We start from the raw sequence: 24,123 nt of genomic DNA, 5'->3' as shown, positions 1-24,123 counted from the left end.
CCCATGAAGCTGCAGAACCTCGACATCATCGTCACCGCACCGCCTTCCCCGGGTTGGGGCGGGCGCTACTGGATCCTCGTTAAAGTGACCACCGACACCGGGATCACCGGCTGGGGCGAATGCTATGCCGCCTCGATCGGGCCGGACGCCATGACCCATGTGATCCGCGATGTCTTTGACCGGCATATGGCGGGCGAGAATCCGGAAAACATCGAGCTGATGTTCCGCCGCGCCTATTCCTCGGGTTTTACCCAGCGTCCCGACCTGACGGTCATGGGTGCCTTTTCCGGCTTGGAAATCGCCTGCTGGGACATTCTGGGCAAGGACAGGGACCGCCCGGTGCACGCACTGCTCGGGGGGCGGATGAACGATCGCATCCGCGCCTATACCTATCTTTATCCGCTGCCCCATCACGACATCGCCGCCTTCTGGACCTCGCCCGATATGGCCGCCGAAAGCGCCACCGAAATGGTGCTGAGGGGCTATACGGCGGTGAAATTTGACCCCGCAGGCCCCTATACGATGCGCGGCGGCCATATGCCCGCGATGCGCGACATCAGCCAGTCGGTCGCCTTTTGCAAGGCGATCCGGGAGGCGGTCGGCGATCGCGCCGACCTGCTGTTCGGCACCCATGGCCAGTTCTCGACCGCAGGCGCCGTACGGCTGGGCCAGGCGCTGGAGCCCTATTCGCCGCTGTGGTTCGAAGAACCCACGCCCCCCGACAATATCGAGGACATGGCCCGCGTCGCCCGGCAGGTGCGCATCCCGGTTGCCACCGGCGAGCGGCTGACCACCAAGGCCGAGTTTGGCGCGGTGTTGCGTGCGGGCGCTGCCGAGATCCTGCAACCGGCGCTGGGACGGGCCGGCGGCATCTGGGAGATGAAGAAGGTTGCCGCCATCGCCGAGGCCTTCAACGCGCAGATGGCGCCGCATCTTTATGCTGGGCCGGTAGAATGGGCCGCGAATATCCATCTGGCGGCCTCGATTCCGAATATCCTGATGGCCGAAACCATCGAAACTCCCTTTCACGACGCCCTGATCAAAAGCGCGATCCGCGTCGAAGAGGGCTTCATCCGCCCGCCCGAGGCCCCCGGTCTGGGCATTGAGGTGGACGAGGACCTGGCCCGCGCCAATCCCTTTACCGGTGATGATCTGCACCTCAACATGCAAGAGGCGCCCTGCGACTATGCCAAGGGAAATTCCTTTGCCGGAGGCGCCCCGCCGCTGCCCGAGTGACTCTGTTTCATCGATGGCTTGTGCAACAGGGACAAAATGGGGCATTATACGGTCCATCATTTATCGCAGGACCCCGGACACGTGACCATTCAGCATCCCGATACGATGTCGCCGGATACCCCGATCGACATGGCCCAGCGCGCCGCCGATGCCGCGTCTTTCCTTAAGACGCTGGCCCATGAAGGGCGGTTGATGATCCTGTGCCATCTCGGCACGGGTGAGAAATCCGTAGGCGAATTGGAAGCGCTGCTGAATATGCGTCAGGCCGCCGTCAGCCAGATGCTGGCGCGACTGCGCGACGAGGGGCTGGTCGAAACCCGCCGCGACGGCAAGACGATCTTCTATTCCCTGAAGGACCGGAACACCGAAGAGATCATCGCGCTGCTCTACCGCCAGTTCTGCGGCCCGGAATAAGCACCCACTGCGCCCGGCACCGAGCGGCCCACAGACGTCTCCATTCCAAGACTACACCGGATCAAACCCGCTGGGTTTGAGACCTACGGCACCTGACCCCGTTCGACAAGAACGCGGGTGCTCCCGTGCAGTCAGGTCCCTTGCCTGCGGCAAAGCCCCAAACACGCTTTGGGCGTGGCGCGGCTTCGCCGCGCCACGCCCAACTGGCACAGGGTATTCCCTGAATGGCCGAAACCAGGCGGGAGTGCCCCGCCTGCTTTTCAATGATGGTTTCTCAGAACGCCCGGATCAGTCGTCCGCACGCACGGTCTGCCGTTGACGGCCCAGACCTTCGATTTCCAGCTCCATCACGTCACCCGGTTTCAGATAGATCGGATCAGGCTTGATCCCCATGCCGACGCCCGGCGGGGTGCCTGTCGCGATCACATCGCCCGGATGCAGGGTCATCAACTGACTGAGGTGGGCAATAATTTCCGCCACCGAGAATATCATCTTGCCGGTGGTGCCACTTTGCATGCGCTGACCGTTCACATCACAGGACAGCGACAGGTTCTGCGGATCGGCAACCTCGTCCCGGCTCACCAGCCAGGGACCGATGGGACCAAAGGTGTCGCAGCTTTTGCCCTTGGTCCATTGGCCGGTCAGCTTGATCTGGAAATCCCGCTCGGACACATCGTTGACCACGCAATACCCGGCCACATAATCCAGCGCGTCTTCTTCGCTCACGTATTTGGCTGTCTTTCCGATCACCACGCCCAGTTCGACCTCCCAGTCGCCAGCGACCGAGCCGCGCGGCAGCACCACATCGTCATTGGGGCCGACAATGGCCGAGGTCGCTTTCATGAATAGGATCGGATGTTCGGGGATCGGCATTCCGGCCTCTTCGGCGTGGTCCGAATAGTTGAGACCGATGCAGAGGAACTTGCCGACGCCGCCGACGCAGGGTGCCAGATCCAGATCGCCTTCGACCACTGGCAGGGCCGCCACATCCAGTGCCGCCAGCTTCGCCAGCGCGGCATCATCCAGGGTTGCGCCTGTGATATCCTCTACATGATCCGACAGATCGCGGACCGTTCCATCGGCCGCCAGCATCCCCGGACGCACAGTGTCTCCCACGCGATATCGCAGCAGTTTCATTCTATTCTTCCCGTCTTGTTGGTTGTCTTCGTCAGATCAGCTCGACACGTAGCCGGCCACCACCTGCAACAGCTTAAAGGCCGTCGCGGCGTCGTTTTCCACCACGGCGAGGAACTCTTCCTCGCCGATACGCAGACAGGTCAGATCCGTCTGCGCGATCATGCTGAGCGCACGGGGCTCCTTGCGGATCAGCCCCAGTTCCCCGACCAGCCGTCCCGGTCCAACCGTGGCAATCAACCGGTCCTCTTCGCCATCCTGTGGCAGGAATAGCCCCGCTTCGCCTTCGGTGATCATATAGGCACCGTCGCTGGCATCGTCGTCTTTCAAAAAGACCGCATCGCCCGCCTTGGCCTCGTACCAGCGCGCGCCAAAGGCCAGCAGCCGCAGCTGGCGCCGGTTGAGACCTGAGAAAAGCTCGGATTGTTCCAGCGCCCGCAGTTTGCGCGCCAGATCCTGGCTGGCGGCGCTGTCGGCCACGGCGGCCTCCTGCATCTGGTCGCTGACCAGCCGCCCCTGGCGCAACTGGTAGAAAACATCGAAGACTTCGGAGCGTTCGAAATCGCTGTCGAGATAGACCAGCGTCGTCTCCGGCAACAGCTTGCGCAGGTTCTTGTGCACCGAAACGCGGGTTTCCAGATCGTAACTCGCCAGCGCCGATTCCAGGATCAGGATATCGGGCCGTTTGATCGTCGCCCGGGCAAAGGCCAGCGGTTCGGCAAAACTGGCAGGCAGGCCCTGCCCGCCCAGCGCGACCGGCAGATCAAAGATCAGTTCGACCACCATGTTGCGGGTGCCATTTTCCACCAGCACGTCCGACACCAGCTTGCGCAGCTCGTCGCCTCGGGCGCCCGCAGTGTCGGAGATTTTGCCGAACATGGCGTTCTCCATCACCGTCAGACCCGGGGCAAAGCTGCTGTCGTCGATACGGACAAAGATGTCCTCAAGCGTTTCCATCAGCTCGTCCGCGTGGCTGCGGCGGAACTGCAGGATGCGGTCCTGCATTTCCTGACTGAAGGCCGGGCCGATCTGCTCGGCCGAGATGCTGAAGGGCACGATCAGCATCTGTGCCAGCTCGTCCCGGTCCAGCGCATCGACGCCCTTGCTGCGGGTCTTGTCCACCAGCGCCAGCGCCGCCTCATAGGCCGACGGTTCCAGCCCCAGTTTGCGGAACAGCGGGTGGCCGGTACCATCGATACCAAAGATCTGCCGCAGCATGTCCACCACGTCCTGCGTCAGCGTCACAAGGTCGGTGTCCAGCTTCAGCTCGCGCAGCCGGTCCAGAAAATTGACGTGGCGTTTCAGCACCGCTTCGGTGATCGGCTCGCGCAGGGTGGCATACAGCAGGTTTTCCGCTACCGGCAGCGCCGGGTTATAGCGGTCTGGTGCAAAGAAATGCGCTTGCGCCTCCAGTCCAGCCTTTTCAATGGCCGCCTGCACCTTGGGGCGCAGCTCGATCAGGCTGGCGGTCAGGCGAGGATGCGCGTTGCTGTCGAATTTCTGGTCCATGCCGCGCCGGAACAGGGCGGTATCGGTGCCGATGCCCGACACCAGCTGCACCCACCAGTCGCGCAATTCCGCCTCGGTCGAAAAACCCGCAAGCGATGGGTCCAGCCAGGCCGCATCGTAGGGGTCGGGGCTGTTGCCCGCCCTCAACGCCGCATCCAGCTGCAACATGTCTCGGGCCTCACCCTGCGGGCGCTGCCGCATCGGCATCATGACGTTGTCCCCGAAAGAGCCCCGGAACAACACCGGCCGCGAGGTCGCATGACCGATGCGCGAAGCAACGATGGCCTGATGCACCTCGCGCAGATCAAAGGTTGCGACCGTCACGGCGCCCGCCGCAGGCAGCACTTCACGGGTCAGCAATTCGGCCATGGCGCGGCGGTCTTCCTCGGACGGGGCGGCAATGCCGATGACCTTCCCCGCAGGCAGCGTGGCGGTAAGATCCTCTAGCACGAGATTGCCATCGGCGTCGCGCACGCTGACGTCTTTCAGCTCGATATCGCCCTTGAGGCGTGGAATATCGTCAGGTTCGCCGGTCATCAGCGCTTCATCGACCATGCCCGGCGGCGCGAAACGCTCCAGGATCACCTCCCAGCGCAGCGACATGTCCTGCGTCTGGTTGTAATAGGTCAGCAGTTCCTTCCAGGGCGAGGCGATATCCTTGTACGCCGCCAGCGCCGCCACCAGCGCGCCCAGCGACACCTTACCCTGCAGCACCAGGAAGCCGCCCACGGCGTAAAAGAAGAATGGCGTCAGCTGGGTGATGAAGTTGTTGAGGAACTTCATGAAGAATTTTTTCTGGTAGATATCGAAACGGATATCATAAAGCCGCCCCAGCCGGTCGGTGATCACCGCCATCCGGTAGCGCCAGCCGCCATTGATGCGCAGCGTGGCGGCACCTGCTGCGCTTTCGCCGATTTCCGAGGCCAGCGCCCGCACCTCTTTGATGCGCTCCTTGTTCAGAAGGTTGATGCGCCGCTGCAGCATCGGGATCAACCAGCCCTGAAGCGGGATCAGTGCCACGGCGGCCAGACCGAACCAGAAGCTTTGCACAAACAGGAAATAGAGGATGGTCAGCATCTGCCCGGCCTGCAACACCGGCTGGCTGACGGCATCGCCCATCAGACCGCCCATCGGCTCGGATTCCGATGTCACCATCGACACCAGTTCGCCCTGGCTGACCCGTTCGAAATAGGGCTGCGGGAACCGCAAAACGCGGGCGATCAGCTGATAGCGGAACCGGCGCAGCATCCGTTCGGCCAGAACCCCCTTCATGGTGTTGATGCGCATTTTCAGCAGACCGTGCATCAGCACCGACACCAGAAAGGCCACGCAAAGGATCCACAGGAAAGTCAGCTTGTCGAAGGAATACCCCAACACCGCAATCGTGTCGGTCTCGGCACCAATGGCATCGTTGATGATACGCTTGGGCAGTTCCAGTGTCAGGTACAAAAGCGGAAACAGGCAGGCCGTGACCACCAGAAGCACGAGCTGATCACGTTTGGAATACTTCCAGATAAAACGGAACAAAGAACGTTCTATGAGACAGCTCCGGATAGGCGTCTGAAATTCGGTACAACATATGCCTAGCGCGGTTTACCTGTGACAGGCAATGGCAACTGCACCAAAGCCCTTTTTGGCCTGTCGTCACGGCACAAGGGCACGCAGCATTTGCCATGGCGGCAAAAAAACGTAAGGTTCCCGGACAGTATAGATGACAGGGGACTGTTTTGCCGGAGCATACCGGAACATTATTGCTGCTGCTCTGCCTGATGCAGGTCAAACATATGTTCGCAGATTTCTTTCTGCAGACACCAAAGATGCTGTCGGGGCGCGGCGAATACCTGCACAGCGGTCGTGCGCAGCATGCCGGAGTTCACACGCTGGGTTCCATTCTGGTCTTCGTGCTGATGGGCGCGCCCGTCCTGTTCATCCTGATCACCTGCGTGCTGGAATGGATCGTGCATTTCAACATCGACTACTGCAAGGCGCGCTATTCCGACAGCAAGAAACTGACGCCGCAACAGGCGGCTTTCTGGCGCGCTGCCGGTACCGATCAGGCGCTGCACCAGCTGACCTATATCGCCATGGCCGCCGCCTGGCTGAAATACGCGACCTAGGGCACAACCCGCCTAAGGGACAACCGGCCTGTCCCGCTTGATCGTGCGCAGCACCACGTTGGTCTGGGCGCTGGCCACCGCAGGCAGGCGGAACAGGAACTCTTCCAGGAACCGGTTATAGGCCTCCAGATCCGGCGCCAGAACCCGCAGGTGATAATCCGACTGGCCGGTGGTCGCAAAACACTCCTGCACCAGCGAATTGTTCTCAACCGCGCGGATGAACTCCTTCAGCTTTTCCGGATCATGCCGTGTCAGCTGCACATGCACCATGGCGTGAAAGCCAAGCCCCATGGCCGCCGCATTCACCACCGCGCCATAGCGTTCGATCACACCCGCTTCTTCCAGCGCACGCACCCGCCGCCACAGGGCAGAAGGAGACATGCCCACAGCCTCGGCCAGATCCGCATTGGAAATACGCGAATCCTCCTGCAACAGGGTCAATATACGGCGGTCGCGGTCGTCCAACTTCATTGCAACGGTTATCCAGTTCATAATAGCGATCAACATCGGTCAATTTATCCACAAATTGCCAAAACGCCAGTAGATGCGGCAAAATTTTCCGCCTCAAATGGATTATCCTTTCCCGATCACAGACTACCCGCGCGAGGACTCCCCGATGACCAAGCTGAGCCACGACTTCCGCAGCTACCAGCTCGATGACCGTTACGAGATGACCAAGGGCCGCGTGTTCCTCACCGGCACGCAGGCGTTGGCGCGGATCATGCTGGACCAGTCCCGCCGCGATCAGAACGCCGGAATGAACACCGCCGGTTTCGTTTCGGGCTATCGCGGCTCGCCCCTTGGCGCCGTCGATCTGGAATTCTGGCGCTCACGCAAGCGGATGGAAGAGGCCAAGGTCAAATTCATGCCCGCCGTGAACGAGGATCTGGGCGCCACCGCCGTTCTGGGCGCGCAGCAGGCGGTTCTGGATCCCCATTGCGAGGTCGAGGGCGTCTTTTCCATGTGGTACGGCAAGGGGCCGGGCGTCGACCGTTCTGGCGATGCACTGAAGCATGGCAACGCCTATGGATCGTCCGAAAAGGGCGGCGTGCTGGTGGTTGCGGGCGACGACCACGGCTGCGTCAGCTCCTCGATGCCGCACCAGTCGGACGTCGCCTTCATGGCCTGGTTCATGCCGGTGCTGAACCCGGCGGATGTCTCCGAATTCCTGACATTTGGCGAATACGGCTTTGCCCTGTCGCGCTATTCCGGCACCTGGGTCGGCTTCAAGGCCGTGTCGGAAACCGTCGAAAGCGCGCGGTCCGTGGAATTGCAGCCGGACCGTGAATTTGTTCTGCCCGAGCTGCCGCCCTACCCCGGCGGGCTGCACATCCGCCGCGCTGATCTTCCCTCGCCCGAGATCGAGACCCGGATCCAGGCCAAGATCAAGGCGGTGCGCGCCTTTGCAGAAGCCAACCCGATCGACCGCCGCATCTACGACGTCGAGGACGCCAAGTTCGGTTTCGTGACCACCGGCAAGGGGCACCTTGATCTGATGGAGGCGCTGCGCCTTCTGGGTCTGGACGAGACCGCCTGCCGCCGACTGGGCATCGACATCTACAAGGTCGGCATGGTCTGGCCGCTGGCCCGCCCCGAGGCGCTGCGCTTTGTGAACGGCAAGGAAGAGGTACTGGTCGTCGAGGAAAAGCGCGGCATCATCGAAAGCCAGTTCAAGGAATATTTCTACGACTGGCCTGGCGACAAGCCCAAGAAAATGGTCGGCAAATACGACAGCGCGGGCGAGCCGCTGATCCCATGGACCGGGGAACTCAGCCCGCTGCAATTGGCACCCATCGTGGCCGCGCGGCTTGATGCCTTCTTCCCCGAAGAGAACCTGCCCGCCAAGGCCGCCGCGCTGACCGCTGAGCCCCCCAAACTGATCAACGTGCCCGGCGCCACCCGCACGCCCTATTTCTGCTCGGGCTGCCCGCACAACACCTCGACCAAGCTGCCCGAGGGCTCCAAGGCATTCTCCGGCATCGGCTGCCACGTCATGGCCAGCTGGATGGACCGCGAAACCGCAGGCTATGCCCAGATGGGCGGCGAAGGTGTGCCCTGGGCCGTTGCCTCGCAGTTCAACGGGAACAAGCACGTGTTCCAGAACCTGGGCGAGGGCACCTGGTATCACTCGGGCAGCCTTGCGATCCGGCAGGCGGTCGCGGCGAAAACCAATATCACCTACAAGATCCTCTATAACGATGCGGTCGCCATGACCGGTGGTCAGCCGGTGGACGGGCCGGTCAGCGTTTCGGGCATCGCCCAGACCTGCCGCGCCGAAGGGGTGGACCGGATCGCACTGGTGTCCGACGACATCGGTAAGTTCAGCCGCGCCGATTTTCCGGCAGGCACATCGTTCCACGACCGGGAAGAAATGGACGCGGTACAGCGTGAACTGCGTGAAATACCCGGCGTCACCGTCCTGATCTATGAACAAACCTGCGCCACCGAGAAACGCCGCCGCCGCAAGCGCGGTAAGATGGAAGACCCGAAGAAATTCGCTTTCATCAACGATCTGGTCTGCGAAGGCTGCGGCGATTGCTCGTTGGAATCCAACTGCCTGAGTGTAGAGCCGAAAGAGACGCCCTTTGGGCGCAAGCGCAAGATCAACCTCTCCTCCTGCAACAAGGATTTCTCCTGTCTCAACGGCTTTTGCCCCAGCTTTGTCACCGTTGAAGGTGGCGAGCGGCGCAAGAAGCAGCCTGCCGGTCTCGATGCAGACCAGTTGGCGGCCCGCCTGCCCGCCCCGGACCTTCCCTCCCTCGCCGAGCCGTTCGATCTGCTCGTCACCGGGGTGGGCGGCACAGGCGTTGTCACCGTCGGCGCGCTGATCACCATGGCCGCGCACCTTGAAGGCAAGGGGTCGAGCGTGCTGGACTTCACCGGCTTTGCGCAGAAATTCGGCACCGTCCTCAGCTATATCCGCCTGTCGAACGCGCCCGAAACGCTGAACCAGGTGCGTATCGATCAGGCCGCCGCAGATGCGGTCATTGGCTGCGATGTGGTGGTCTCCTCCGCCCCCAAGGCGTCGGCCCATTATCGCGCGGGCACCAAGGTGGTGCTGAACCGCGCCGAGATGCCAACGGGCGATCTGGTGCTGCGCCGCGACGCCGACCTGATGACAGGCCTGCGCGAAAAGGAGATCGAAGCGGTGGTCGGGGCCGAGAACCTGTCGGGCTTCAACGCCAATGAGGCGGCCGAGGCGCTCTTGGGCGATGCGGTTCTGGCCAATGTGATGATGCTGGGCTTTGCCTGGCAAAAGGGGCTGGTGCCGGTCAGCGGTGCAGCACTCAATCAGGCGATCGAACTCAACGGCGTGGCCATCGACAAGAACCACCTCGCCTTTGCCATCGGGCGCGCCATGGCGGTGGACCCCGGCCTTGTCAGCCAGTTCTACGACGAAACCCCGGAAGAGACCGAAACGCTGGAGCAGATGATCGACCACCGCGCGGCCTTCCTGACCGAGTATCAGGATGCCAATTACGCTGCCCGCTATCGCGCCACGCTGGACCGCCTGCGCAGCGCCCTGCCAGCCGACGTGCAGGATGATCTGGTCACACGCGCCGCCAAATCCCTGTTCAAACTGATGGCCTATAAGGATGAATATGAGGTCGCCCGCCTGCTGACCGCAGACAGTTTCAAGGAGCAGATCGCGTCGGAATTCGACGGCAACTATTCAGTCAAATACCATCTCGCGCCGCCTCTGCTGGCGCGCGGCAAGGACAGCCGGGGCCGCCCGAAGAAAAGCGCCTTTGGCGCCTGGCTACGCCCGGCTCTGTCGGTGATGGCCAAGGCCAAGGGCCTGCGTGGCAGCGCGTTCAACCCCTTTGGCTATCACGCCGAGGCCCGCCTGCACCGCGACCTTCTGGACTGGTACGAGGCGGCGATGACCAAGGTCGCACGTGCCTATGGCGCGGACCGGCACGACACCTGCGCCGACATCCTGGCAGCACCGATGGAGATCCGGGGCTATGGCCCAGTCCGCATGGAGGCCGCCGCCAAGGTGCGCCAAGAGGTCGACCAACAGCTCGGCCAGCTCTGAGTGCCGTCTCTCCCGATCAAGGGCGCGCCTACCTCTGCGCAGCGCGCCCTTTTTTGATCCAAAACTCTTGCTTATCCAGCACCGCTTTCCGCTGCCCCGGATTGAAAACGCCTCTCCCATCGGGCTGCACAGTGCGACCGATTGCGGCCAGTGCCGGATTGGCAATTGTAAAAGTAGCCACAGAAATGCATAATTTTCGAACGATGGGTGACTTCGTTCCGATAAGGACGCAACGCGCCTTGGGAAACCGGCCAAGCAGTGCCGGGACACGCACACCAGACGGTTCGGAAAGGGCCTGCCTGTATGCCAACTGAAATGAACATCCTTCTGGTCGAAGACAGCGACCTGGATGCGATGATCCTGGAACGTACTTTGAAACGGCTTGATCTTCCGGCAACCGTCGTGCGGGCGCGTGACGGCGTCGAAGCACTGGATATCCTGGCGGGCACAGCCCCGGGGATATCAATCGAAAGCCCGTTCCTTATCCTGCTGGATATCAATATGCCGCGCATGAACGGCCATGATTTTCTGAGCGCCCTGCGCGCCAACCCGGACACGGCAGATCAGATCGTCTTCATGTTCACCACATCAGACAATCACGCGGACATTGCCGAGGCTTATAAGCACAATGTCAGCGGATATTTCATCAAGCCCCAAGGTGCGGCCGAGCTGAAGACGCTGCTGACCTCTCTTTTCCGGTTTTGGGAGATTTGTCAGCCGCCTGTGCCCAGCCCCGCCTAGGCGATGGTTGCCAGACCCGGTCGTCTCAGACGTCCCAGTATCTTTCCGTGTAGACGGCGAATTCTTCCAGCTCCTCCGGCAGGGGTTCTTTGCCTGTGAAGACCCGCAGGTAATGAGGCGTCATCTGCAACCGTTCCTTATGGCTCTCGTTCGGCTCCGCCATGTCATAGCCAAGCTGCATGTAGTAAAGAACCTTGGCCCGGGTCTTTGCCTCCAGCTCCGGATAGCCATAGCGGGAGAACATGTCGCTGAGCGCTTTCACCCGCCGTGCATCGGAACGGTCCAGCAGGCTGCGCACCTTGCCCGAGCGCCGCGCCCAGTCCCGCACCGCGAAATCGAGCGCGGTATTGAACAGATCCGGGTTGGCAATGCAGTGAAAGACGTTCAGCACCGCACCCGTGATCGCGGCGGCAGGGGCTTCGGTCTGGGCAACCATCGCGGCGGTGTTGGTCTGCTCCCACGTCTGCAACAGCGCATCCAGCAGATCCTGCCGCGATTTGAAATACCAGTAGAAGGAGGAGCGCGACACGCCCATGCGCTCGGCCAGGGCCAGCACCTTGACCTGCTCAACCCCGTGGCTGATCAGCACATCCATCGCCACATTCAGCCAGTCGGCCCGGGTAACCTTGACGTTGCCGGTCAGGGGTTCGGCGGTGGGATCATCCCGGTGCAGGATCGGTTTGGGGGGCATGGACAGAACACCTCGTGACGTGCGCCAATCAGGGCACCAAACATCCTGCGGCGCCCACCGCGCCTTGTCCACCGCATTTGACGGTGTTGCGACATTTGTCTCATTTTAAGGCCAGGGCACCTGGACTCTCGAAATCGTGTCAGTCCATCGCGCGGGCCCGCACCGCCCGCGAACGAACGGTCATTGAGCACCCGCATTATGTATGCGAGCCTTCACGCTGAGACGGTTTCTAAGGTGACATGAAATGAGCAATGGCTGCACAGTGAGATGCCGCGAGAACATCCGCCGTCATGCCATCTGCCACCGCAAGGGAAACGAGACTACCCGCCCGATTGCCTTGGAGAAAAACCAATGAGCGTGACAGTCCGAGCGTTCAGGGCAGAAGATGCAGAGGCGTTCCGTACTCTTCACCGGGCCTGCCTCGCGTATTACCAGATTGCCCCTGCCACCCATGATCAAGAAGAGCGGGTGCTTGCACTGCTCCGCGCCGAAAGGCACATGGCGTGCCATCTGGCCTTTGATGGCACCCAGCCCGTCGGGTTGGCCACATGGGGACTAAGCTTCCCGGCCGGCCCGGGCATATCACTGGTCATGAAAGAGCTGTTTGTTTCTCCGACCGTACGACAAAAGGGTGTTGGAAAAGCATTGTTATCCGCCCTCATCGATGTGGCACGTCGCGAGGGCTGCACCCGTTTTGACTGGGCCACAGACGGCACCAACGGTGGCGCACAACGATTTTATGAGGCGCTTGCAGCACCGAAAATGACCAAGCAAAGCTATCGCGTCGCCGAAACGGAATTTGACGCCTTTCAAGCCCGAATTAAGGGCAAGTAGCGCGTGACTAAATCCTGATATTGGCTCCCAAATCGGGCTGTCAGGACGTGCCATCGCTGCGCGAGACCTCCTCCTCTGCCCTCCCGGCCTACAACTGCGAACTTGGACGCTCCCGAATGGCCTCTTGCCAGGCCAGCGTGGCCGTGTTGGCTTCGGGCACGCGCATCTTGATCACGCGAGCAAAGTCGACAAAGACGAAGGCCGAGATATCCGCCAGCGTGAAATGATCAGTGGCAAGGAAGGGGCTGTCCTGCAGGCGCTCTTCCAAGAGATCAAAGAACCGCGCAGTCCGCGCCTGTCCCCGTTCGGCCAGCTCAGGGATCTGGGCATAGTGATCGGGGCCGGGAATGGCGCGGTTTTCAAACGCCGGGTGAGTGTTGCGCAACACCTCGGCCACGGGGGCGCCGCCCTGCTGTTCGACGATGGAGTTCCACATCAGCACCAGCCCTTTTTCATCGGCGTCGCGTCCCATCAACGGCGGTTCCGGATGCGCCGCCTCCAGATAGGCGGCAATGCCAAGGTTTTCGGTCAGGACAGTGCCCGTATCGGTGACCAGAACCGGGATCGTCGCGCGCGGGTTCACCGCCAGAAAGGTCGCGTCCAGCTGCTCTCCCTTGGCGATGGAAATGTCATGGGTTTCAGGGCTCAGCCCCTTCTCCGCAAGAAACATCCGCGCCCGACGCGGGTTCGGCGCGGTGGAGCAATCGTAGAAAATCATGGCAGCCTCCCTCTGTTACCGCCAGCCTAGGGGCAGGGCAGCACGTGAGGCCAGCATGACGGAGCGTCGCGCGGATCAGGCGTCGCGGCGGTAGATGAAGCAGCGCCCCTCGACCGCGTCCGGCGGCAGGGGCATTTCGCGCAAGCTGTCAAAATACATCCGGTCCGAGGACACCATCATGCCGCCCACCGCCAGCAGCGGTTCGATGAGCGGCGACACCAGCCGGGCAAAGGCATCGTTCTTGGCGCGGTTGTGACCGCCTAGATCCGCGTGGATCAGACTGGCGGTCGCACCGAACCGTTCCACGGCTGCCGGTAGCGTTTCACGCACATCGCCAAGGATCGTCAGTTCCTCGGGCGGGGTGCTGTCAGGATGCGAGGCAACAGCGCGTTCGAAGACATAGATATCCCGGCCGTTGATATTGTGCTTCATGTGGTGGTAGGTGCGCCCGTTCCCAAGCCCCAGCTCAAAGACCGGGCCGCTCATACCAGCGGTTTCGGCAATGGCGTAATCCAGACAGGCACGCTGGGACACCATGCGATCGATAAAAAGGTCCAGACGGGTGATCATGTTACGGTCTCCTTGCACGCCATGGCCGCGCGGCGGCCAATCCCGTGCAGATGTGTCAGACTTTTACGCAAATGTGTAGCGAATAGCGAAAACGGCCTGAGCGCCTTCACAATTGCGTAAAGACCCCACCGGCGCGTCATATTTCCCGCATCTGGAGCTGCTATCTGCGAATGGGGTTTGACTAGTGCCCGCAGGCCGCGCGATGGTGGGGGAAAAAACAGGGAAACGGGAAGATCATGAAGAGACATCACCGGACCTCAGACGGGTTGAACTGAATGGCGCCGCTGTTGTCAGTCGAGGGCCTCAGCATCGGCTTTGGCCGGGATGAAGCTGTCGTGCGCGATGTTAGTTTTGACGTTGCCCCCGGCGGCACCCTGGCGCTGGTCGGGGAAAGTGGTTCCGGCAAGACGATCACCTGCCGCGCCGTGCTGCGCATTCTGCCACGTGCCGCCCAGATCCGTTCTGGCCGCATCACCCTCCACGGCGGCGACGCGCCGCTGGAGCTGAGCCGCCTTGGCGAACGGCGCATGCGGGATGTGCGCGGCAACCGGATCGCGATGATCTTTCAGGAGCCGATGCGCTCTTTGTCGCCGTTGCACCGGATCGGCAACCAGGTCTCCGAAGTTTTATGGCTGCACGAAGGCAAAAGCGAAGCCGCCGCCCGCAAGGAAGTTCTGGAGTGTTTCGAACGGGTCGGTTTTCCCGAGCCGCAACGCACCTATGACTCGTACCCCTTTGAGCTGTCCGGGGGCATGCGCCAGCGGGCGATGATTGCCATGGCGATGGTGGCAAAACCCGATCTTCTGATCGCGGATGAGCCGACCACGGCGCTGGACGTGACAACGCAGGCACAGGTTTTGGGCCTGATGAAGGAATTGCAGCGCGACACCGGCATGGCGATGATCCTTGTGACCCACGATCTGGGTGTCGTTGCCAATATGGCCGAAGAGGTGGTGGTCATGCACAAGGGCCGGGTAATGGAAGCTGGTCCTGCTGCACCGATCCTTTCGGCACCCGCGCATGCATATACCCGGGCGCTGATCAACGCCGCGCCCAAAATCCCCGCCGCCACGCAGGCTGTGCCGCCAGAGCCCAAGGAAGATCTGATCCTTGAGCTGAAATCGGTGTCCAAGACCTACACCCTGCGCGCCGGAAAGGGCTGGGCTGCCCCCACTCTTATACACGCCTGTCGCGGCGTCGATCTGAAACTGCCACGCGGCAAGACGCTGGCCATCGTCGGCGAAAGCGGCTCTGGCAAGACCACCGCCGCCCGCATCGCGCTTGGCGCCGAACCGCCGGATCCCGGCGGCGAGGTTCTGTTCCGCCCCGATCCGGATGGCGAGATCGTCAAGGTTCAACAGATGGACCGCGCCGCCCGCACCGCGTTTCAGCGCGAGGCGCAGATGGTGTTTCAGGATCCCTATTCCTCGCTCAGCCCGCGCATGCGCATCGCGGACACCATGACCGAGCCACTAGAGATCCACGGTATCGGCACCCCCGCCGACCGCCGCGACAAGGCAGCAAAGATGCTGAAGACCGTCGGCCTTGGCCCCGAGATGCTGCAACGCTATCCGCATGCCTTTTCCGGCGGCCAGCGCCAGCGCCTGTCGATTGCCCGTGCGCTGATGCTCGACCCCTCGCTGATCGTCTGCGACGAGCCGACCTCGGCTCTGGATGTGTCGGTGCAGGAACAGATCCTACGGCTCTTGGAAAACATTCAGGAACAGCAAGGGCTGTCCTATCTCTTTATCAGCCACGATCTGGCGGTGGTGGCGCGGATCGCCGATGAGGTCGCGGTGATGCGGCGCGGGCTGATCGTCGAGCAGGCTCCACCGCAGACGCTGTTCCACAACCCGCAGCACCCCTACACCAAGGCGCTGATCGCAGCGCAGCCGGAACCCGATATCGGGCGCCCGATCAATCTGGATCTGGTTTCGCAAGGCGCCGGCGCGCCGGACAGCTGGCCCGAACATTTCAGATTCACAGGAGCCGAGGCCCCGCCTCTGGTCATCCTGGAACCCGGACATAAGGTACGTTGCCATGTATAACGCCCCGAAACCCGCGACAAAACGAACCGCCCTGAAACCCGTACTGGCCATCGCGCTGGCCGCACTGCTGGCACCGCTCGCCGCGCTGGCAGGCACGCTGCCCACCCCGCAGGAAAGCGCCTTCTGGGATCAGGAGGTCGCCTCTGGCAACCTGCCCAAGGCGGCAGAGCGCCTGCCGGATGCGCCGCTTGTGGTCAATCTGGAGGCCAAGGGCCGTGCCTTTGGCGTGCAGGGCGGTGCGCTCAACACCATGGTGACCCGGTCGAAAGACATCCGCCAGATGGTGGTCTATGGCTACGCGCGGCTGGTCGGCTATGACGCGGATTACAAACTGCAATCGGATATCCTGCTGGGCTATGAGGAAGAGGACAACAAGCGCTTTACCTTGCACTTGCGCCCCGGGCACCGCTGGTCTGACGGGTCTCCCTTCACCTCGGCGGATTTCGAATACTGGTGGAAGGACATTGCCAACAATCCGCTGCTGAGCCCGGCCGGGCCGCCGGAATTTCTGCGTGCCGAGGGTGAGCTGCCCGAGGTCACATTCCCAGATGAGACCACCGTCGTCTTTGAATGGCAGAACCCGAACCCCAGCTTTTTGCACCATCTGGCGCAGGCGCGCCCGCCCTTCATCTACCGGCCCTCAGCCTATCTGAAGCAGTTCCACGCCGATTACGCCGACCCGGCCAAACTGGCCGAGGAAGTGGATTACGCCCGCGTCAAAAGCTGGGCGGCGCTGCACAACAAATACGACAATATGTACAAGTTCGACAATCACGAGCTGCCCACCCTGCAGCCGTGGATGAACGCGACGGCGGGCAAGAAGATCCGCCACTTGTTCGTGCGCAACCCCTATTACCACCGGATCGATGCCAAGGGCGTACAGCTGCCCTATATCGACACGGTGGAAATGGAGATCGTCTCGGGCGGGCTGGTGGCTGCCAAAGCCAACGCCGGAGAGGCAGACCTTCAGGCGCGTGGTCTGGGTTTTCGCGACATTCCGATCCTGCGCAAGGGCGAAGCCGACGGCGGCAACTACAGGACCTTCCTCTGGGGCACCGGCACCGCCTCGCAGATCGCGATCTATCCGAACCTCAACGTAAACGATCCTGTCTGGCGCAAACTGCTGCGCGATGTCCGGGTGCGCCGCGCCCTGTCGGTCGCCATCAACCGCGCCGCCATCAACAAATCGCTCTATTTCAAACTGGCCAAGCCCGGCGCCATGACCGTGCTGGAAAAAAGCCCCTTCTTCGATCCCGCCCTGCGCGAAGCCTGGGCGCAGTTCGATCCCGATCTGGCCAATCAGCTGCTGGATGAGGCCGGGCTGACCGAAAAGGATGGCTATGGCATCCGCCAACTGCCCGACGGGCGTCCGATGGAGCTGATCGTGGAAACCGCCGGAGAGCGGCAGGAAGTCGAAAACGCCCTGCAGATCATCACCGATGATTGGCGCGACGTGGGGGTCAAGCTGGTGATGCGTCCGCTCGATCGCGACATCCTGCGCAACCGGGTGTTCTCAGGCACCACTGCGGCCTCGGTCTGGTACGGCTGGGACAACGGCCTGCCGCAGCCCTATACCTCGCCCGCCTATCTGGCGCCAACCGATCAGGTCTTTCTGGCCTGGCCGAAATGGGGGCAATATTACCAGACCGGCGGAGAGGTCGGCGAAGCGCCCGATATGGAACCCGCCCAGCGCCTGATGGAGCTGGCACATGACTGGCGGATCGCCACCACCGAAGCGGAGCGGGTCGCCGCCTGGAAAGAAATGCTGAAAATCCATTCCGAGCAGGTCTACGGCATTGGCCTTGTGGCCGAGGCGCCGCAGCCCGTGGTGGTATCAAACCGCCTGCGCAACGTGCCAGAACGCGGCATCTGGGCCTGGGACCCCGGCGCTCATTTTGGCGTCCACCGCATGGATGAGTTCTTCTTCGAGGATGGTCAGGGCTGATGGAAATCCTGCGCTACGCCATATACCGCTTCGGCACCATGCTGCTGACGCTTTGGGTGGTGTCGGTGCTGATCTTCGTGATCATCAACCTGCCACCCGGCGATTATCTGTCCAACCAGATCGCCGAGCTGCGTGCCAGCGGTCAGACCGCAGGCGTGGCCAAGGCAGAGTTCCTGCGCACGGAATACGCGCTCGATAAGCCCATGTGGCAGCAGTATTTCATCTGGGCTGGCTTCATGCCAGGCCCGCACGGCTTCTCAGGCCTCATTCAGGGCAATTTCGGCTGGTCCTTTGAATTCGACCGCCCGGTGGCCGAAATCGTCGGTGACAGCCTGTGGCTGACGGTTCTCGTCAATCTCGCAGCGGTTCTCTTTGTCTATATGGTGGCCCTCCCGCTGGGAGTTCTGGCCGCGGCGCGCTCGCGCACCTGGGTGGATTACACCTCGGCCTTTGTCGGTTACCTCGGTCTGGCGACGCCGAACTTCCTCCTGGCGCTGATCCTGTTCTACTACGGCCATCGCTGGTTCGACCTGCCCATCGGCGGGCTGATGGATCCCATCTACGAGGGTGAACCGATGAGCTGGGACAAGGTGAAATCGATCCTCATTCACCTGATCGTTCCAACCTTTGTCATCGGCACCTCGGGCGCTTCGGCGATGATGCAGCGGTTGCGCGCCAATATGCTGGACGAACTGGGCAAACCCTATGTGGAAACCGCGATTGCCAAGGGCATGGCGCCATCGCGGATGCTGGCGAAATATCCGCTGCGGGTGGCCTTCAATCCCTTTGTTGCAGACATCGGCAACCTGCTGCCCTCAATGGTGTCGGGATCGGTTCTGGTTTCGGTGGTTCTGGGACTGCAGACCATCGGGCCGGATCTGCTGCAGGCGCTGAAATCGCAGGACATGTTCCTGTCGGCCTTCATTCTGATGTTCGTCGCCCTGCTGACCCTGATCGGCACGATGATTTCGGACGTGCTGCTGGTCCTTCTGGATCCGCGCATCCGCTATGAGGGGCGTGACGCATGAGCAAGCTGCCTGACGGTCGCTATGTCGACGATGCCCCCTATGATGCCGAACAGTCCCTGCGCGAGCTGGAGCGCAAGGATCTGGATGCCCCGAACTGGGTGCTGATCTGGCGCAAGTTCAAGACGCACCGGTTGGGCCTGATCTCCGGTGCCTTCCTGCTGTTCTGCTATCTGATGCTGCCCTTTGTCGGCTTTGTCGCGCCCTATGGCCCGAACGAACGTCACAGCGAGCATCTCTATGCGCCGCCGCAGGAGATTAATCTCTTCCACGAGGGCGAGTTCCTCGGCCCCTTCATCTACCCGATGACCTCTGAGGCGAACCTGGAAACCTTCCAGTGGGAGTTCAAACCGGATCTGGACAACCCGCTGCGGCTGAAATTCTTCTGCGAAGGCAGCTCCTACGATATCGCCGGGCTGATCCCGGCCGACACCCATCTGGTCTGCGCGCCCGGCGCCGATGTGCCGCTGTTCCTTTGGGGCTCGGACCGGCTGGGCCGCGATGTCTTCAGCCGCATCCTTTATGGCGCGCAGCTGTCGCTGACCGTCGGTCTGATCGGGATCACGGTCTCCTTCGTTCTAGGCATCTTTTTCGGCTCTATTGCGGGCTATTTCGGTGGCCGGATCGACTGGGTGATCAACCGGGTGATCGAGATCCTGCGCAGCCTGCCGGAGCTGCCTCTGTGGCTTGCGCTCTCAGCAGCCGTGCCCTCGAACTGGTCTCCGGTGGCGGTCTTCTTCATCATCTCGGTGATCCTTGGCATATTGGACTGGCCCGGCCTTGCGCGCTCGGTGCGGGCCAAGTTCCTGTCCTTGCGCGAAGAGGAATACGTGCGCGCCGCCGAAATGATGGGCGCCACATCGGGCCGGGTGATCCGCAAGCATCTCTTGCCGAATTTCATGAGCCACCTCATCGCCTCGGCAACCCTGTCGATCCCGGCGATGATCCTGGGCGAAACCGCGCTTTCCTTTCTGGGCCTGGGTCTGCGCGCGCCTGCGGTCAGTTGGGGCGTGATGCTGAACGATGCGCAGAACCTCGCCAATATCGAGATCTACTGGTGGACCGCCATTCCCATGCTGCCCATCGTGGTGGTAGTGCTGGCCTTCAACTTCCTTGGTGACGGCTTGCGCGACAGTCTGGACCCCTATCAACAATGACCCTGCTTGCCGCCCTTCCCGATCCCGCAAGCTATGCCATCACTGGCAGCGGGCACAGGCCCAGTGCCTTTGCGGTGACCGGGCTAGCCACTGCCTCTGTTGCTGCCGTCGGCGTGGAACTGGCCCGCTACATGAAGGTGGCAGGTCTTGCGCCCCGCGCGCCCGAAGTCACCGTGGATCAGCGTTTGGCGGCGCTGTGGTTCGGCTACAGTTTTCGCCCCGCAGGCTGGGAGATGCCATCGCTTTGGGATCCGATTGCCGGGGACTATCCCTGCGCCGATGGCTGGATCCGCCTGCACACCAACCTGCCCCATCACCGCGCCGCCGCGCTTCAGGTGCTCGGCTGCGAAGGCACGCCCGAGGCGGTGCGCACGGCCGTCAGCAAATGGGACGGCGACCTGCTGGAGCGCGAGATCGTCGCTGCCGGAGGCGTGTCGGCCACCATGCGCAGCCGCGAGCTGTGGCTGTCGCACCCGCAGGGACAGGCAGTCGGCTCGGAACCGTTGGTACAATGGACCGCCCCCCGCGACGTCTCTCCGCGTGCGCGTCCTGAAGCAAGCGAGGCACGGCCGCTGGCCGGACTGAAGGTGCTGGATCTGACCCGGGTCCTGGCCGGGCCGATTGCCACCCGGACGCTGGCCGGATTTGGCGCCGAGGTGCTGCGGATCGACCCGCCCGGCTGGGATGAGCCGGGGGTGATACCGGATATTTCGCTGGGCAAGCGCATGGCCATGCTCGATCTGCGCAAGGACCCGGACCGGCGCCGTTTCGAGACGCTGTTGGCCAAAGCCGATGTGCTGGTGCACGGCTACCGCCCCGGCGCCCTTGCAGGTCTTGGCTATGATCAGGCAACCCGCGACCGGATCGCCCCAAACCGGATTGAGTCAACGCTCAACGCCTATGGCTGGACCGGCCCCTGGGTGCGCCGCCGCGGCTTTGACAGTCTGGTACAGATGAGTGCGGGCATCGCCGATGCAGGCCGGATCTGGGCAGGCGCAGAGAAACCGACCCCGCTGCCGGTGCAAGCACTGGATCACGCCACCGGCTATCTTCTGGCTGCGGCGGTGATTTCCGCCCTCAGCCGGGCCACCGAGACCGGTAAAACCCCGCAGGCACGGCTGTCCCTGGCCCGCACCGCCGAGCTGCTTGCCAGCCTGCGCCCATCGCAGGGTGGCCCCTCCATCACCCAGGCCGAGGCGCAGGATTATGCACCTTCCCGCGAACATTCCGGATGGGGACCGGGTCTGCGCCTGAAACCGCCGCTTGCGCTGGGAGAGACCGGCATGCGCTGGGACCTACCTGCAGACAAATGCGGCTCTTCCGAGCCGGTCTGGACCAGCTGACCCTTAGCCATCTGGCATCTCCCTCAAGAACGGCAGACCGCCCGCGCCGTGCCCCTGCACGGCGCCCGGCCCACCCCCAGGCGGAGCGCAGAGGCGCTCAGGCGCGGGGGCGGGAGCGCCCCGTTCTCACGCACCGCGAATTTCAGAATTTATGCAGCACAGACCTATCGGTCGTCGCCGCCCCTGCCCTCATCGGCGTCCAGAAGATCGGCATCAATCGCCGCCTGCACGGCCCCCGCCGCCGCCTCCTTTTGCTGCGGGGTCAGGTTCTCGTTCTGATCCTCCGCAAGGCGCACCGTGACCTCGCGATGAGCGAACTTGATGCCTTCACGTGCGAACAGCTGGCGGATTTCCTCGTAGACCTTCTTGCGCACCAGCCACTGATCGCCCGGTTTGGTCATGAATTTCACCCGGATGATCATCGCCGAATCCTGCATCTCGATGACACCCTGGGATTTCAGCGGCTGGATGAAATTGTCGCCAATGACCGGATCGTCCAACAGCTCCTGCCCCAGTTTCTTGATCAGCTTGCGGACCTTTTCCACATCGGTGTCATAGGTCACCCGCAAGGGCAGCTTCATCATCACCCAGTCGCGGGAATAGTTGGTCAGCACCCGGATTTCGCCAAAGGGAATGGTGTGCAGCGCGCCCAGATGGTGGCGCAACTGGAAGGACCGGACCGAGATCTTCTCGACCGTGCCTTTCACGTCGCCGATGTCGATATACTCACCCTTGCGAAAGGCATCATCGACCAGAAAGAAGGCGCCGGAAAAGATATCCCGCACCAGCGTCTGTGAGCCAAAGCCCACCGCCAGACCGACAACGCCTGCACCAGCGAACAGCGGACTGACGTTGATCCCCAGTTGCATCAGCAGGATCAGAGCAATCGACACCACGACCACCGCCAGAATGGCGCCCCGGAACAGCGGCAGCAGCGTGGCAAGCCGACTGGCCCCGCCTGCGCCGCCTTCATCGCCCAGCTCGCTCTCGGGCATATCGCCGACTTCCTCGTCGATCTTGCTGTCGATCCAGATCCGCGAGACGCTGTAGATGATATAGCCGAGGAACAGGATCACCACGATGTCAAAGATCCGGTCGATGGCCGAATTGTCAGTCCAGTCGATGTCCGGGTTCCACACGTAGATCAGCGCCAGCGCCCCGCCGACAAAGGCCAGAACCCCGGCAACCCTGCGCGCCAGATCCTCATAGGTGGCAATCGGGTGGCGCTTTCGCATCGAAGCGGCGGCCGCCTCATCTACTTCTTCAGCCTCCCCGTCAGGGCCATCGGCGTCTTGCGCATCGCTGTCCTCTGGCTGAACCATTTGCGCGGGAAGACGCCGCCTGTAGGCATAGACTTCGATCCCGTAGTTGATGATCCCATAGACCACCAGGATTGAGGTCAGCACCATATAGGTGCCCGCCATCAGCGGGATCGACATCTCCCGCTCCAGCACCAGATCAAAGGCCAGCTGAAGCCAGCCAAAGACGATATAGGCCACGACCGCAGGCGCCCAAGCCACCGACAGCAGCCGCACCAGCCAGGAGCATTCCTCAGCATCGCGACCCGCACGGATGGCGCGGCTGATGGCCCCGGCGTTAAAGGCGACAAGCGCCAGATTGCCGACAATCCCCAAAAGCGCCAACCCGCCATAGACGATGGCATAGACGTTGTAAGTCAGCCCGAAATCCCCGACCCAGGCGGCAAAGACGAGGGTCGAAATATCATAGGTCGCCAGCACCGAAGCCCAGATATAAAGCCGTTTGGCATCCCGGTCGGAAAATGCCGGTATCCGGTACTGGCTAAGGTAGGGCGACAGCACCATGCGCCACAGGTCCGATATGGTCCGGGACAGGAAAAAGGCGGTATAGATCGCCAGCACCGTCAGCCGCACCGACGAATTGCCTGAGGAACCCAGCACAAGATAGGATCCCAGCAGAGCGATCCCCATCGAAAAGATCGTTCCCCCGACGCCCAGCAGGAAGCGAAAGAACAAAAACGGCATTTTCTCGCGATAGCCTTCGGGCTTTTCCTTGGTGCGGGCCACCACGTGGTGCAGCGCAAATCTCTTGCCGTAGAGCTCAACGGTGACCCAGCGCCCCAGAAACAGGAACAGGAGGCTCCAGAACAGGATTTCCGCATAGGTGGCGATCCGGCCATCGGGGCTGGTCTGGCGCAGGATGTATTTCATCTCAAAGATGGAATAGGGCAGCGCCTCCAAACGACTGCGCAATTCGGCCCGGAAGATATCCATCTCCGACTGGGCTTTCATCAGCATCGATGCACCTTCCATCTTGGCATCGTGTTCGCTGATGGCCTGTTCCGCAGCCCCGTCCTGCGCGCGGGCGCCGCCGCTGTCGACGATGATCACATCAACGCCGCTTTCGGCAGCCAGCTCGATGGCCCGGGCAATCGGATCCTCGCCGTTGTCAGCCGCCGTCTGCGCATGTCCTGTGCCCGCAGTCCCGATGACCAGCGCACACAAAAGAAACAGGGCAAATAACCCCGGGAGAAGCCGCCGGATGGGAATGAAGTTCATGGTCTGAAATCCTCAGGACAGTTCAAACCAGACTAGCCAGCGCCCCCAGTCGGCGCAATTGCCCT

The 24,123-nt window shown here is 62.1% G+C and carries 18 protein-coding genes; 11 read left to right on the top strand and 7 right to left on the bottom strand.

Going from position 1 to position 24,123, the window contains the following annotated elements; all coding sequences use genetic code 11:
- The first annotated feature begins 3 nt into the window (after positions 1-3).
- Both JL2886_RS12485 and JL2886_RS12480 read left to right on the top strand, forming a co-directional pair.
- The gene (locus tag JL2886_RS12485) at positions 4-1,236 is read left to right on the top strand and encodes a mandelate racemase/muconate lactonizing enzyme family protein (RefSeq protein ID WP_065272304.1); all 1,233 of its coding nucleotides are present in this window, start codon (positions 4-6) and stop codon (positions 1,234-1,236) included.
- A 105-nt stretch (positions 1,237-1,341) separates the two neighbouring features.
- On the top strand, positions 1,342-1,650 hold the full coding sequence (locus JL2886_RS12480) for a metalloregulator ArsR/SmtB family transcription factor (RefSeq protein WP_335645308.1): 309 nt from the start codon (positions 1,342-1,344) through the stop codon (positions 1,648-1,650).
- 288 nt (positions 1,651-1,938) lie between these two features.
- Here JL2886_RS12480 and JL2886_RS12475 read toward each other — a convergent pair whose 3' ends face one another.
- Positions 1,939-2,787, bottom strand: a complete 849-nt coding sequence (locus JL2886_RS12475; RefSeq protein ID WP_065272303.1) for a fumarylacetoacetate hydrolase family protein — start codon at positions 2,785-2,787, stop codon at positions 1,939-1,941.
- A gap of 36 nt (positions 2,788-2,823) precedes the next feature.
- Positions 2,824-5,820, bottom strand: coding sequence for an ABC transporter transmembrane domain-containing protein (locus JL2886_RS12470; RefSeq protein WP_065272302.1), 2,997 nt, complete (start codon positions 5,818-5,820; stop codon positions 2,824-2,826).
- A 242-nt stretch (positions 5,821-6,062) separates the two neighbouring features.
- On the opposite strand from JL2886_RS12470, the gene JL2886_RS12465 reads away from it, so the two are divergent.
- On the top strand, positions 6,063-6,410 hold the full coding sequence (locus JL2886_RS12465) for a DUF3307 domain-containing protein (RefSeq protein ID WP_065273682.1): 348 nt from the start codon (positions 6,063-6,065) through the stop codon (positions 6,408-6,410).
- A gap of 12 nt (positions 6,411-6,422) precedes the next feature.
- On the opposite strand, the gene JL2886_RS12460 is transcribed toward JL2886_RS12465, so the two are convergent.
- A complete protein-coding gene (locus JL2886_RS12460; RefSeq protein WP_065272301.1) occupies positions 6,423-6,881 on the bottom strand; it encodes an Lrp/AsnC family transcriptional regulator in 459 nt (152 codons plus the stop codon).
- Positions 6,882-7,026: 145 nt separating this feature from the next.
- Between JL2886_RS12460 and JL2886_RS12455 the strand changes: the two genes are divergently transcribed.
- Together JL2886_RS12455 and JL2886_RS12450 are read left to right on the top strand one after the other, a co-directional pair.
- Entirely contained in the window at positions 7,027-10,449 is a 3,423-nt protein-coding gene (locus JL2886_RS12455; RefSeq protein WP_065273681.1) for an indolepyruvate ferredoxin oxidoreductase family protein, read from the top strand.
- 303 nt (positions 10,450-10,752) lie between these two features.
- Positions 10,753-11,190, top strand: a complete 438-nt coding sequence (locus JL2886_RS12450) for a response regulator (RefSeq protein WP_065272300.1) — start codon at positions 10,753-10,755, stop codon at positions 11,188-11,190.
- Positions 11,191-11,215: 25 nt separating this feature from the next.
- Here the strand turns inward: JL2886_RS12450 and JL2886_RS12445 are convergent, their stop codons facing one another.
- Complete coding sequence (locus JL2886_RS12445) at positions 11,216-11,881, bottom strand: TetR/AcrR family transcriptional regulator (protein ID WP_065272299.1); 666 nt, start codon at positions 11,879-11,881, stop codon at positions 11,216-11,218.
- A gap of 351 nt (positions 11,882-12,232) precedes the next feature.
- Between JL2886_RS12445 and JL2886_RS12440 the strand changes: the two genes are divergently transcribed.
- A complete protein-coding gene (locus tag JL2886_RS12440) occupies positions 12,233-12,715 on the top strand; it encodes a GNAT family N-acetyltransferase (RefSeq protein WP_065272298.1) in 483 nt (160 codons plus the stop codon).
- Between the two features lie 88 nt (positions 12,716-12,803).
- Here the strand turns inward: JL2886_RS12440 and JL2886_RS12435 are convergent, their stop codons facing one another.
- A complete protein-coding gene (locus tag JL2886_RS12435) occupies positions 12,804-13,433 on the bottom strand; it encodes a glutathione S-transferase family protein (RefSeq protein WP_065272297.1) in 630 nt (209 codons plus the stop codon).
- A gap of 75 nt (positions 13,434-13,508) precedes the next feature.
- Positions 13,509-14,003, bottom strand: a complete 495-nt coding sequence (locus JL2886_RS12430) for a class I SAM-dependent methyltransferase (RefSeq protein ID WP_116560325.1) — start codon at positions 14,001-14,003, stop codon at positions 13,509-13,511.
- A 275-nt stretch (positions 14,004-14,278) separates the two neighbouring features.
- Here JL2886_RS12430 and JL2886_RS12425 point away from each other — a divergent pair, with 275 nt between their 5' ends.
- From JL2886_RS12425 to JL2886_RS12405, 5 genes are read left to right on the top strand one after another with little or no spacing between them, the layout of a single operon-like run.
- Entirely contained in the window at positions 14,279-16,051 is a 1,773-nt protein-coding gene (locus tag JL2886_RS12425) for an ABC transporter ATP-binding protein (protein ID WP_065272296.1), read from the top strand.
- Positions 16,044-17,996, top strand: coding sequence for an ABC transporter substrate-binding protein (locus JL2886_RS12420; RefSeq protein WP_065272295.1), 1,953 nt, complete (start codon positions 16,044-16,046; stop codon positions 17,994-17,996). The genes JL2886_RS12425 and JL2886_RS12420 overlap by 8 nt, the downstream gene beginning before the upstream one ends.
- Positions 17,996-19,024 (top strand): ABC transporter permease, encoded by a 1,029-nt coding sequence (locus JL2886_RS12415; RefSeq protein ID WP_065272294.1) that lies wholly within the window; start codon positions 17,996-17,998, stop codon positions 19,022-19,024. Before JL2886_RS12420 ends, JL2886_RS12415 begins: the two co-directional genes overlap by 1 nt.
- Complete coding sequence (locus JL2886_RS12410) at positions 19,021-20,178, top strand: ABC transporter permease (protein ID WP_065272293.1); 1,158 nt, start codon at positions 19,021-19,023, stop codon at positions 20,176-20,178. Before JL2886_RS12415 ends, JL2886_RS12410 begins: the two co-directional genes overlap by 4 nt.
- Complete coding sequence (locus JL2886_RS12405) at positions 20,175-21,521, top strand: CoA transferase (RefSeq protein WP_065272292.1); 1,347 nt, start codon at positions 20,175-20,177, stop codon at positions 21,519-21,521. The genes JL2886_RS12410 and JL2886_RS12405 overlap by 4 nt, the downstream gene beginning before the upstream one ends.
- A 164-nt stretch (positions 21,522-21,685) precedes the next feature.
- Here the strand turns inward: JL2886_RS12405 and JL2886_RS12400 are convergent, their stop codons facing one another.
- A complete protein-coding gene (locus JL2886_RS12400; RefSeq protein ID WP_065272291.1) occupies positions 21,686-24,058 on the bottom strand; it encodes a mechanosensitive ion channel family protein in 2,373 nt (790 codons plus the stop codon).
- Between the last annotated feature and the right edge of the window lie 65 nt (positions 24,059-24,123).

It is taken from the genome of Phaeobacter gallaeciensis (assembly GCF_001678945.1).
GTDB classification, from domain to species: domain Bacteria; phylum Pseudomonadota; class Alphaproteobacteria; order Rhodobacterales; family Rhodobacteraceae; genus Phycobacter; species Phycobacter gallaeciensis_A.
This window is presented reverse-complemented; position numbering and strand designations above follow the sequence as displayed.

Coding starts and splice junctions, on each gene's coding strand:
- JL2886_RS12485 (WP_065272304.1), top strand. CDS start 4: ATGAAGCTGCAGAACCTCGACATCATCGTCACCGCACCGCCTTCCCCG.
- JL2886_RS12480 (WP_335645308.1), top strand. CDS start 1,342: ATGTCGCCGGATACCCCGATCGACATGGCCCAGCGCGCCGCCGATGCC.
- JL2886_RS12475 (WP_065272303.1), bottom strand. CDS start 2,787: ATGAAACTGCTGCGATATCGCGTGGGAGACACTGTGCGTCCGGGGATG.
- JL2886_RS12465 (WP_065273682.1), top strand. CDS start 6,063: ATGCAGGTCAAACATATGTTCGCAGATTTCTTTCTGCAGACACCAAAG.
- JL2886_RS12460 (WP_065272301.1), bottom strand. CDS start 6,881: ATGAAGTTGGACGACCGCGACCGCCGTATATTGACCCTGTTGCAGGAG.
- JL2886_RS12455 (WP_065273681.1), top strand. CDS start 7,027: ATGACCAAGCTGAGCCACGACTTCCGCAGCTACCAGCTCGATGACCGT.
- JL2886_RS12450 (WP_065272300.1), top strand. CDS start 10,753: ATGCCAACTGAAATGAACATCCTTCTGGTCGAAGACAGCGACCTGGAT.
- JL2886_RS12445 (WP_065272299.1), bottom strand. CDS start 11,881: ATGCCCCCCAAACCGATCCTGCACCGGGATGATCCCACCGCCGAACCC.
- JL2886_RS12440 (WP_065272298.1), top strand. CDS start 12,233: ATGAGCGTGACAGTCCGAGCGTTCAGGGCAGAAGATGCAGAGGCGTTC.
- JL2886_RS12435 (WP_065272297.1), bottom strand. CDS start 13,433: ATGATTTTCTACGATTGCTCCACCGCGCCGAACCCGCGTCGGGCGCGG.
- JL2886_RS12430 (WP_116560325.1), bottom strand. CDS start 14,003: ATGATCACCCGTCTGGACCTTTTTATCGATCGCATGGTGTCCCAGCGT.
- JL2886_RS12425 (WP_065272296.1), top strand. CDS start 14,279: ATGGCGCCGCTGTTGTCAGTCGAGGGCCTCAGCATCGGCTTTGGCCGG.
- JL2886_RS12420 (WP_065272295.1), top strand. CDS start 16,044: ATGTATAACGCCCCGAAACCCGCGACAAAACGAACCGCCCTGAAACCC.
- JL2886_RS12415 (WP_065272294.1), top strand. CDS start 17,996: ATGGAAATCCTGCGCTACGCCATATACCGCTTCGGCACCATGCTGCTG.
- JL2886_RS12410 (WP_065272293.1), top strand. CDS start 19,021: ATGAGCAAGCTGCCTGACGGTCGCTATGTCGACGATGCCCCCTATGAT.
- JL2886_RS12405 (WP_065272292.1), top strand. CDS start 20,175: ATGACCCTGCTTGCCGCCCTTCCCGATCCCGCAAGCTATGCCATCACT.
- JL2886_RS12400 (WP_065272291.1), bottom strand. CDS start 24,058: ATGAACTTCATTCCCATCCGGCGGCTTCTCCCGGGGTTATTTGCCCTG.